The organism is Micromonospora sp. S-DT3-3-22, from assembly GCF_015354745.1.
GTDB classification, from domain to species: Bacteria; Actinomycetota; Actinomycetes; order Mycobacteriales; family Micromonosporaceae; genus Micromonospora; species Micromonospora wenchangensis.
On sequence record NZ_JACGMO010000181.1, the window covers coordinates 1 to 10,187 of the forward strand.

The 10,187-nt window shown below is 73.2% G+C and carries 9 protein-coding genes and 1 pseudogene; 6 read left to right on the top strand and 4 right to left on the bottom strand.

Features of this window, described 5'->3' with window-relative positions:
• Positions 1–695 precede the first annotated feature (695 nt).
• Positions 696–1,982, bottom strand: a complete 1,287-nt coding sequence (tyrS, locus tag H1A17_RS31890; protein WP_194823616.1) for a tyrosine--tRNA ligase — start codon at positions 1,980–1,982, stop codon at positions 696–698.
• A gap of 116 nt (positions 1,983–2,098) precedes the next feature.
• Between tyrS and H1A17_RS31895 the strand changes: the two genes are divergently transcribed.
• The 4 genes from H1A17_RS31895 to H1A17_RS31910 all read left to right on the top strand — a co-directional run bounded on the left by H1A17_RS31895 (position 2,099) and on the right by H1A17_RS31910 (position 4,475).
• The gene (locus tag H1A17_RS31895; RefSeq protein ID WP_194823617.1) at positions 2,099–2,473 is read left to right on the top strand and encodes a PaaI family thioesterase; all 375 of its coding nucleotides are present in this window, start codon (positions 2,099–2,101) and stop codon (positions 2,471–2,473) included.
• Positions 2,474–2,570: 97 nt separating this feature from the next.
• Positions 2,571–3,797 (top strand): NRAMP family divalent metal transporter, encoded by a 1,227-nt coding sequence (locus H1A17_RS31900; RefSeq protein WP_194823613.1) that lies wholly within the window; start codon positions 2,571–2,573, stop codon positions 3,795–3,797.
• 2 nt (positions 3,798–3,799) lie between these two features.
• The gene (locus tag H1A17_RS31905; RefSeq protein WP_228544629.1) at positions 3,800–4,171 is read left to right on the top strand and encodes a hypothetical protein; all 372 of its coding nucleotides are present in this window, start codon (positions 3,800–3,802) and stop codon (positions 4,169–4,171) included.
• Entirely contained in the window at positions 4,158–4,475 is a 318-nt protein-coding gene (locus H1A17_RS31910; RefSeq protein ID WP_145918977.1) for a PRC-barrel domain containing protein, read from the top strand. Before H1A17_RS31905 ends, H1A17_RS31910 begins: the two co-directional genes overlap by 14 nt.
• A 13-nt stretch (positions 4,476–4,488) precedes the next feature.
• Here H1A17_RS31910 and H1A17_RS31915 read toward each other — a convergent pair whose 3' ends face one another.
• The 3 genes from H1A17_RS31915 to H1A17_RS31925 all read right to left on the bottom strand — a co-directional run bounded on the left by H1A17_RS31915 (position 4,489) and on the right by H1A17_RS31925 (position 7,131).
• On the bottom strand, positions 4,489–5,811 hold the full coding sequence (locus tag H1A17_RS31915) for a hemolysin family protein (RefSeq protein WP_309236918.1): 1,323 nt from the start codon (positions 5,809–5,811) through the stop codon (positions 4,489–4,491).
• 168 nt (positions 5,812–5,979) lie between these two features.
• Positions 5,980–6,618, bottom strand: coding sequence for a YgjV family protein (locus tag H1A17_RS31920; protein ID WP_145918976.1), 639 nt, complete (start codon positions 6,616–6,618; stop codon positions 5,980–5,982).
• Positions 6,619–6,627: 9 nt separating this feature from the next.
• On the bottom strand, positions 6,628–7,131 hold the full coding sequence (locus H1A17_RS31925) for a GNAT family N-acetyltransferase (protein WP_145918975.1): 504 nt from the start codon (positions 7,129–7,131) through the stop codon (positions 6,628–6,630).
• A gap of 142 nt (positions 7,132–7,273) precedes the next feature.
• Here H1A17_RS31925 and ppdK point away from each other — a divergent pair, with 142 nt between their 5' ends.
• Positions 7,274–9,934, top strand: a complete 2,661-nt coding sequence (gene ppdK / locus H1A17_RS31930; protein WP_194823615.1) for a pyruvate, phosphate dikinase — start codon at positions 7,274–7,276, stop codon at positions 9,932–9,934.
• A 12-nt stretch (positions 9,935–9,946) separates the two neighbouring features.
• Positions 9,947–10,187: pseudogene (locus H1A17_RS31935) on the top strand (hypothetical protein); the annotation flags it as partial.

Sequence of the window (10,187 nt, forward strand, 5' to 3'; positions counted from 1 at the left end):
AACAAACATGTTGCCAAAGGAATCCCAAACCAACCAAACCCGAAGATTCAGCCGGCACGGGGTATAAAACAATTGGCACTGGCTTTACAAGCACCCTGTTGAGTTCTCAAAGAACAACCACACACCACCCGGAAGCCCCGCAACAGCAGAACCCCCGACCTGGGGCATCTCATTCACCGCGCCCCGCGCTTCCGCGCCAGGCACTTTTACCACGTTACCCGATGGTATCCGCCGTGTCAAACCGCTCTGTCACGATCCACACCACATCAACCACAATTTCCACACACCACGAACACCCCCGGCTCACACCGGAAAACATCGTGATTGTCGCCAGGCCGGCCGCTGCGGTTTCCCGCGAGCACGCCCGGTTCCCTGCCGGCGTCCCACACTACCCGGTCGGTTTCGCCTCACCAAATCGACCCCCCGGGCCGATCCGGGCACCGCCCGGTCCGTGCTCCGCAGGGGCGACCCCACGAAGTCGGAACCTCACACCGCGCTCCGGCCTGCGAGGCATTCGCCCCGGTTCGTCCGTTCCGCGCTGGCAGAGAGAAAGTTACGCGTCCGCCAAGTTGATCGTCAAATCCGGCGGACGCGTCGCACGTCACACTGCCGCGCACCGTCCCGTGCGTCCCCGGCGGGCCGGCCCACCGGGGACGGACGGGACCGGCCGAGGACGGCGAGGACGGCCCACCGGGTCAGGGACGCAGCTCGACCCCGGCGAAGGAGCGCTTGCCCCGGCGCAGCACCAGGTAACGCCCGTGCAGCAGCTCGGCCGGGTCGACGGTGGCGTCGACGTCGGTGACCCGGGTGTTGTTCACGTACGCGCCGCCCTCGGTGATCACCCGACGGGCCTCCTTGAGCCCGCCGACCAGACCCGAGTCGCGCAGCAGCCCGGCCACGTCGGGCAGCTCACCGGTGAGCTGCACCAGGCCGGCCTCGGTCAGCGCGGCCCGCAGCGTTTCCGGGGCCAGGTCGTCCAGCGAGCCCCGGCCGAAGAGGGCCTGGCTGGCGGCGACGGCCTGCCGGGTCTCCTCCGCACCGTGGACCAGGGTGGTGAGTTCCTCGGCGAGGGCGCGTTGGGCGACCCGGGCGGCCGGGCGTTCCGCCGTCTCCTTCTCCAGCGCCTCCAGCTCCTCGCGGGAGCGGAAGCTGAAGTAGCGCAGGTAGCGGGTGACGTCCCGGTCGTCGGCGTTGACCCAGAACTGGTAGAAGGCGTACGGGCTGGTCATCTCCGGGTCGAGCCAGACCGCGCCGCCCTCGGTCTTGCCGAACTTGGTGCCGTCGGAGCGGGTGACCAGCGGGGTGGTGAACGCCTGCACCGGGCCGGCCCCCCGGCGACGCACGTAGTCGACGCCGGCGGTGATGTTGCCCCACTGGTCGGAACCGCCGTACTGGAGCTGGCAGCCGTGCCGGCGGTGCAGCTCGAAGAAGTCGTTGGCCTGGAGCAGCTGGTAGCTGAACTCGGTGAAACTGATGCCGGTCTCCAGCCGGGCCCGCACCACCTCGCGGGCCAGCATCTTGTTGACCGGGAAGTGCTTGCCGACGTCCCGGAGGAACTCGACCACCGACATCTCGCCGGTCCACTCCAGGTTGTTGACCAGTTGCGCCGCGTTCTGCCCGGTGTACGACACGAAGGGCGCTAGCTGGTCGCGGATGCGCTGCACCCAGCCGGCCACCACCTCGGGCGGGTTGAGGGTGCGCTCGGCGCTCTCCTTCGGGTCGCCGATCTGACCGGTGGCGCCGCCCACCAGCAGCAGCGGCCGGTGCCCGGCGAGTTGGAGCCGGCGGGCGGTGGTGACCTGCATCAGGTGGCCGACATGCAGGCTGGGCGCGGTCGGATCGAAGCCCACGTAGAAGGTGGCCGCCCCGCCGTCGAGCAGGTCGCGCAGCTCGTCGGGGCCGGTGGAGTCCTGGATCAGGCCGCGCCACCGCAGGTCTTCGGTCAGGGAGTCCCGCCCGTGCGGGAGGTTGCTGTCGGTCACGGTCACCGATTCTCCCCCATTGCCGACCTGCGGCCGTACCGGGTTTACCGGCCGGCGGCCCGACTAGGCTGGCCGGGCCGGTGCGACGAGGAGGAACAGCCGTGGAGATCCCGGAGATGACGGACGGTCTGGTCGGTCTGCTGGGGCTGAGTTTCGACGAGGCCAGCGGGGACCGGGTGGTCATCCGGTGGAAGGTGCGGCCCGAGCTGCACCAGCCGGCCGGCATCCTGCACGGCGGGGTCTACTGCGCCGTGGTGGAGACGGTCGGCAGTGTGGGCGGCACGCTCTGGCTGGGTGACCGGGGCAGTGTGGTCGGGGTCTCCAACCAGACGGACTTCCTCCGCGCGGTCCGCGAGGGCGAGCTGGTGGCCGTGGGCACTCCGGTGCACCGGGGGCGCAGCCAGCAGCTCTGGCAGGTGGAGATCACCGACGCCGAGGGCCGGTTGGTCTCCCGGGGTCAGGTGCGTTTGCAGAACCTCACCCGGGACTGACCCCCGGCGGGGGCGGCGAGCCTGACCGGTTCGCCCGGTATGAGAGGCACTGCGCCGATATCGTCGCCTCGATGACCGCCGCCGATCCCGTCCCCACGTGAGGAAGCTCCTCGCCGCCACCCTCGGGGTGCTCTCGGCCATCGGCGGCTTCGTCGACATCGGCGACCTGGTGGCGGCGAGCCAGGCGGGGGCCCGGTTCGGCATGGCCCACGCCTGGGTGCTGCTGCTCGGCGTGGTCGGCATCTGCGCGTACGCGGAAATGGCCGGCCGGATCGCGGCGGTCAGCGGACGGGCGGTGTTCGACCTGGTCCGGGAGCGGTTGGGCCCCCGCGTGGCGCTGCTCAACCTGGCGGCGTCCTACCTGGTCACGGTGTTGACCCTGGCCGCCGAGCTGGGCGGGGTGGCGCTGGCGCTGCAACTGGCCTCCCGGGTGAGTTACCTGCTGTGGGTGCCGGTCGCGGCGTTCGCGGTCTGGCTGGTGCTGTGGCGGATGCGGTTCCAGCTGATGGAGCGGGTGTTCGGGCTGGCCGGGCTGACCCTGCTGGTCTTCACCGTGGCGCTGTTCTGGCTGCCGACGGACTGGGCGGCGCTCGGCCACGACGCCCTGCACCCCGGCACGGCCGGGCAGGGCTCGGGGGCGTACTGGTTCGTGGCGGTGGCGCTGTTCGCCTCCACCGTCAGCCCGTACGAGGTGTTCTTCTTCTCCTCCGGCGGGGTGGAGGAGAACTGGAGCGCCGCCGACCTGGCCGACGCCCGGTCGAGCGTGCTCATCGGTTTCCCGGTCGGCGGCCTGCTGGCGTTGTCGCTGATCGCCACGGCCACCGTGGTGTTCCACCCGGCCGGGGTGTCGCTGTCGACCCTCGACCAGGTCGCCGAGCCGGTGGTGCTGGCGTTCGGCGGGGTGGGGCTGGCGGTCGCCGCGCTGGCGTTCTTCGCGGTGACCTTCGGGGCCGCGCTGGAGACCGGGCTGTCGGCGGCGTACGCGGCGGCGCAGTACTTCGGCTGGCAGTGGGGCAAGCGGGTCAGTCCCCGGGAGGCCGCCCGGTTCCACAGCGTGCTGCTGGTCAGCGTGCTGGCCGCGACGCTGCTGCTGTCCACCACCGTCGACCCGGTGCGGCTGACCGAGTACATGCTCATCGCCAGCGCGGTGGTGCTGCCGTTGACGTACCTGCCGATCCTGGTCGTCGCCAACGACCGGACCTACCTGGGCGACAACGTGAACGGCCCGTGGCTGAACCTGCTCGGCGCGGTGTTCCTGCTGGTGATCGTGGCGGCATCGGTGGCGGCGGTCCCGCTGGCGGTGGGGACGGGGATGGGGCGGTGAGGATGCAGCTCGGCCGGCAGCTGCTCGACCGGCAGATCGTCGACGCCGACGGGCTACTGCTGGGCAAGGTCGACGACGTCGAGTTCGCCGTCGACGACGGGGGCCTGCCGTACGTGGCGTGCCTGCTGACCGGGCAGGGCGCGCTCGGGCGGCGGATCGGAGGCCGGGTCGGGCGGCTGCTGGTGGCGCTCGCCGACCGGTTCACCGAGGAGGCGTCGGCCCCGCTGCGCATCCCGTTCGGCCAGGTGACCCGGATCGACAGCGCGGTCCGGCTGCGGGCCCGCGCCGACGAGCTGCCCCGCCCGCCGGTGGAGACGTGGCTGCGGCGACACCTGATCGACCGGATTCCGGGGGCCGACCGTGCGAGCGGGTGAGCTGCTCGGGCGCACCGCGTACGACCTGCACGGCCGGCGGCTGGGGCGGGTGGTGGACGTGGTGGTGCGGGGGGACTTCCCGGACGGCCGGCTGCGGCTGACCGACGTGCTGGTGACCCGGCACTGGTGGAGCCGGGTGTGGGGCCGGTTGATCGGGGCGCAGCGGCACCCGTCGGGGCCGTGGGTGATCCGGGTGACCGCGCGGGCGCTCAGCCGGGACACCCGCCAGGTCCCCGCCGACCAGGTGCAGCTGCTGCCACCCGTGCCGGGCTTCCCGTTCGGCGACCCGGCCCCCTCGGACTGACGCCGGGGCCGGGTCAGGCGTGGGCTTCGTCGCGGACGGGTTCCTGCTCGTCGACGGGGGTCGTGGTCGGGGCGTGGTGCAGCCGGATCTGGGTGATGGCGCGCTGGTCGACGCCGGTGACGGTCATCTCCCAGTCGTCGATGGTGACCTGCTCCCCGGCGACGGTGGGGATGTGCCCGAGGCAGGACAGCACCATGCCGGCGACGGTGGTGTAGTCGCCGGCGGGCCGGTTGGGCACCTCGACGCCGATGTCGGTCAGGTCGTGCACGGGGAAGGTGCCGGGCAGCACCAGCGAACCGTCGGCCTCGGTGCGCACCGCGCGGACGTCCCGGTCGGTCTCGTCGTAGATCTCCCCGACGATCTCCTCCAGGATGTCCTCCAGGGTGACGATGCCGTCGACCGCGCCCCGCTCGTCGACCACCAGGGCGATGTGCTGCCGCTCGGCCTTGAACTGGCGCAACGCGTCGACCACCGGCAGCGAGTCGGGCAGCAGCATCGGCGGGCGGGCGCAGTCGTCGACCGGCCGGTCGTCCGGCACCCCCACCAGGTCACGCAGGTGGATCACGCCGACCGCGTCGTCGAGGCCGCCGTGGCGGACCACCGGGGCCCGGGAGTGGCCGGTGGCCGCCAGCAGCAGCCGGGCGGCCTCCGCGGTGGTCCCGCTGTCGAGCGTGAAGACCTGCAACCGGGGTACGAGCACCGCGCGCAGCTGCCGGTCGGCGATCTCCACCGCGCCGGCGATGATCGTGCGTTGTTCCTTGGTGAAGCCGTGGTTGCCGGCGACGATGTCGCGCAGTTCGTCCGGGCCGATCTCGTCGGGCTGGTGCTTCGGGTCGACCCCGGCGAGCCGGACCACCAGGTCGCTGGTGGCGCCGAGCAGCCACACCGCCGGGCGGGTGAAGCTGGACAGGATGTCCAGGGGACGGGCCACCAGCAGCGCCCAGCGTTCGGCGCGCTGCATCGCGATCCGCTTCGGGGCCAGCTCACCGAAGACCAGGGTGACGAAGGTCAGGACCAGGGTGACCAGCACGATGGCCACCGTCTCGGCGGCCCCGCCGAGGAACCCGAGCAGCGGCACCAGCGGCCTGGCCAGGGAGACCGCCGCGGCGGCCGAGGCGAGGAACCCGGCCAGGGTGATGCCGATCTGGATGGTGGCGAGGAAGCGGTTCGGGTCCTTGGCGAGCCGGGCGAGCACCCGGCCGGCCCGGCTGGAGCGTTCCAGCCGCTGCACTTGGCTGTCCCGCAGCGACACCAGCGCCATCTCGCTGCCCGCGAAGATCGCGTTGAGCACCACCAGGACTCCGACCAGGGCCAACTGGCTCCAGTAGCTCTGCACGCCCGGCACTCTCCCTCAGGCGGTGGGCGTCGGCGACACCGCCGACGCCGCCGGACGGAGGACCCGTCCGGCGTAGCCCAGTCTGTGCCCAACCGCGCGGTCCGCGAACCCTCCCGGCGGCCACGATCGGTGACCTGCGGCGGGTCGGCCTGGGCGGGCGGGTGGTGGTCAGCCGCGTCCGGCGGCGGCGGGCGTCAGGTCGAGGACGTACGCGTCGCCCTCGGGGCGGAAGCCGAGCCGGTGGTAGTAGGGGGCGACCATGCCGGGTGGGCTGACCACCCGGCGGAACCCCCGGTCGGTGAACAGGCTGCTGCGGCGGTAGACGAACTCGCCGGGGGTGAAGTCGCGGAAGCGGCGGGTGACGTAGTCCAGGTCGATCTGGGCGATCCCGTCGGCCTCGGCGTGCGACAGCACCACCCCGACCACCTCGTCGTCGCGGACGACGAGGAACGCCGACCGGTCGGCGTCGGCCGGGGGTGGGCGGAAGTCGGGGTTGAACCGGGCGATGTCGGCCGCGTGCACCCGCAGCGTGTGGGCCAGGAACTGGTCGCCGACGCCCACCTCGACCACCTGGTAGGCGCGGTCGTCGTGCCGGGTGGCCAGCATCCTCCGCAGGTACCACACGTTGATCACGGCGAGCACCACGTTGAGGCCGACCATCGGCCAGACCTGCACGGCGGCGTTGTAGCCGATCAGGATCAGGCAGCCGACCAGGTTGAGGGCGCGCAGCCGCAGGATGCGCGTCTGCAGCAGCGACCAGACGAGCAGCGCGGAGCCGGCCCAGCCGACGAGTTCCAGCCAGTTCACCCCGCGAGACTAGTGCCCGCCCTGGTCAGCGGGGACGGCGGGCAGCTCCAGCAGCCACTCCTCGACCTCGACGCCCCGGCCGTCGGCGAATCCCGAATCCTCGCCGACGATCACGAAGCCGCACTTGCGCAGCACCGCCAGGGAGGCCCGGTTGTCCTTCGCGGCGCGGGCGCGCAACGGCCGGTGCGGCAGCTCCCGCAGCAGGGCGGTCAGCGCGGCGGTGGCGTGGCCGCGCCCCCACCGGCGCGGGTCGATCCAGTAGCTGACCTCGGTGTGCCCGTCCACCGGGAAGGCCGCCACGTGCCCGACCACCGCACCGTCGGCGACGACGGTGCGGTTGACCACGGTCGGGTCGGCGCGGATGCGGGCCCAGTGCGCGTCGAAGACCGCCCGGTCGGTCGGGTCGGCCGGGCCGAACGCCGCCATCCAGGCCGCCTCCGGGTCCTGCTCGTGGGCGAAGAAATGCGGCAGGTCGTCGTCGCGCACCGGGCGCAGGGACACATCGGCGGTCACCGCCCGGAGGATACGCACCGGCACCGACACCTCGGGACCTGTGGCCCGGTCGGCGTACCGTCCGGCCCTGCCGGTGGGCGCCCCGGCGTTGCTACCAACGAGGGGACAGTTCCGACCGGCGAGTGGAGTGGAGGCCGGGGCCATGACCAGGTACGTCTACGACTTCATCGAGGGTGACCGCAGCAGGGCCGACCTGCTCGGCGGCAAGGGCGCGAACCTCGCCGAGATGACCCGGCTGGGGTTGCCGGTGCCGCCGGGTTTCACCATCGGCACCGACGCCTGCCGGGCGTACCTGGCCACCGGCTCGCCGCCCGCCGGGCTGTTCGCGGAGGTGGACGCCCACCTGCGGCGGGTCGAGCGGCAGGTGGGGCGGCGGCTCGGTGACCCGCACGACCCGCTGCTGCTGGCGGTGCGTTCCGGCGGCCGGTACTCGATGCCCGGGATGATGGAGACGATCCTGGACATCGGGCTCACCGACGTCACCGTGGCGGGGCTGGCCGCCCGCACCGGCGACGCCCGGTTCGCGTGGGACTCGTACCGGCGGTTGATCCAGATGTTCGGCCGGACCGTGCACGGGGTGCCGGCGGAGGAGTTCGACCACGAGTGGGCCGCCCTGCGGGCCACCGCCGGCCCGGACGGGCCGGACGCGGCGCAGCTGCGCGACCTGGTGTCGACGTACCAGAAGATCTTCCTGCGGGCGGTGGGGCACGAGTTCCCGCAGTCCCCGCAGGAGCAGTTGCGGCAGGCCGTGTGCTCGGTGTTCGCGTCGTGGAACTCGGCGCGGGCCCGGGTCTACCGGCGGCAGGAGCACATCCCCGACGACCTGGGCACCGCCGTCAACGTGATGGCGATGGTCTTCGGCAACCTCGGCCCGGACTCCGGCACCGGGGTGGCGTTCACCCGGGACCCGGCCACCGGCCTGCCCGGCGTGTACGGCGACTACCTGCCCGACGCCCAGGGCGAGGACGTGGTGGCCGGCATCCGCAACACCGTCGCCCTGCCCGAGCTGGCCCGGCTCGACCCGGCGAGCTTCCAGCAGCTCACCGGGGTCCTGGCCACGCTGGAACGGCACTACCGGGACCTGTGCGACGTGGAGTTCACCATCGAACGCGGCACGCTGTGGATGTTGCAGACCCGGGTCGGCAAGCGGACCGCCGCCGCCGCGTTCGTGATCGCCGCCCAGCTCGTCGACGAGGGGCTGATCACCCTGGACGAGGCGTTGTGCCGGGTCAGCGGGGCGCAGTTGGACCAGCTGATGTTCCCCGCGTTCGACCTGGCCGGCGCGCCGCCGCCGCTCACCGCCGGGGTGGGGGCGTCGCCGGGGGCGGCGGTGGGTCGGGTGGTGTTCGACTCGGCCGCCGCGACCGCCGCCGACGGGCCGGTGATCCTGGTGCGTCGGGAGACCAACCCGGACGACCTGCCCGGCATGATCGCCGCCGCCGGGGTGCTCACCGCGCGGGGCGGGAAGACCTCGCACGCCGCCGTGGTGGCCCGGGGCATGGGCCGCACGTGTGTCTGCGGCGCGGACGCGCTGGTGGTCGACCCGCAGCGGGGCGAGTTCACCGTGGGCGACCGGGTGGTCCGGGCCGGCGAGGTGATCTCGATCGACGGGAGCACCGGCCGGGTCTACCCGGGTGCGGTGCCGGTGCAGCCCTCCCCCGTCGCCCGGTACCTCGCCGGTGAGCTGGCCCCGCAGGCCGACCCGCTGGTGGCGGCGGTGCACCGGCTGCTCGGGCACGCCGACGCGGTCCGCCGGCTCGGGGTGCGGGCCAACGCGGACACCGCCGCCGACGCCCGCCGGGCCCGCGCGCTCGGTGCCGCCGGCATCGGGCTGTGCCGCACCGAGCACATGTTCCTCGGCGGGCGGCGGGAGCTGGTGGAACGCCTCATCCTGGCCGACGGGCCGGACGAGGTGACCGCCGCGCTGGACGCGTTGCTGCCGTTGCAGCGGGCCGACTTCACCGAACTCCTCGCCGCGATGGACGGCCTGCCGGTGACGATCCGGCTGATCGACCCGCCGCTGCACGAGTTCCTGCCGCCGTTGCACGAGCTGACCGCGCGGGTCGCCCACGCCGAGGCGTCGGGTCGGGACCCGGGACGCGACGGGCACCTGCTGGCGGCGGTCCGCCGGATGCACGAGGCCAACCCGATGCTGGGGCTGCGCGGGGTGCGCCTCGGGCTGGTGGTGCCCGGGTTGTTCGCCATGCAGGTGCGGGCGGTGGCCGAGGCGGCGGCGCAGCGGGTCCGCGACGGCGGCGACCCCCGACCGGAGATCATGGTGCCGCTGGTGGGTGACGTGCGGGAACTGGCCGTCGTCCGGGCGGAGGCCGAGCGGGTGCTCGCCACGGTGCCCGACGCGCCGGCCGTGCCGATCGGCACGATGATCGAGGTGCCCCGGGCGGCGCTCACCGCCGGGGAGATCGCCACCCAGGCGCGGTTCTTCTCCTTCGGCACCAACGACCTGACCCAGCTCACCTGGGCGTTCTCCCGCGACGACGTGGAGGGGTCGTTCTTCGGGGCGTACCTGGAGCGGGGGATCTTCGAGGTGTCGCCGTTCGAGCGCCTCGACACCGCCGGGGTGGGTCAGCTCGTGCGGCTGGCCGTGGCGCAGGGGCGGGCCACCCGCCCGGAGTTGACCGTCGGGGTGTGCGGCGAGCACGGCGGCGACCCCGACTCGGTGGCGTTCTTCGCCGACGCCGGCCTGGACTACGTCTCGTGCTCGCCGTACCGGGTGCCGGTCGCCCGGCTCGCGGCGGGCCGGGCCGCCGTCGCCGCCGGCACCGGCACGTCCGACAGTCGATAAGGAGGCAGCACCATGACCGCGATCTTCAACCCGACCGGACCCGCCACGCTGGGCCCGTCGCCGGTGCCACGTACCCCGGTGGAGGCGACCGGGCCGACGACGGCCGGGCCGGTGGGGCCGGTGCTGGCGCTGCCCGGTTCACCGGCCGCCGCGCTGGTGCCGGTGACCCGCGACGGGCGGGCCGTCGGGGCGTTCGTGCTCGCCGACGGGCGGGTCCGCTACCGGGCGCTGCCCGACCCGGACCGGGTGCTCG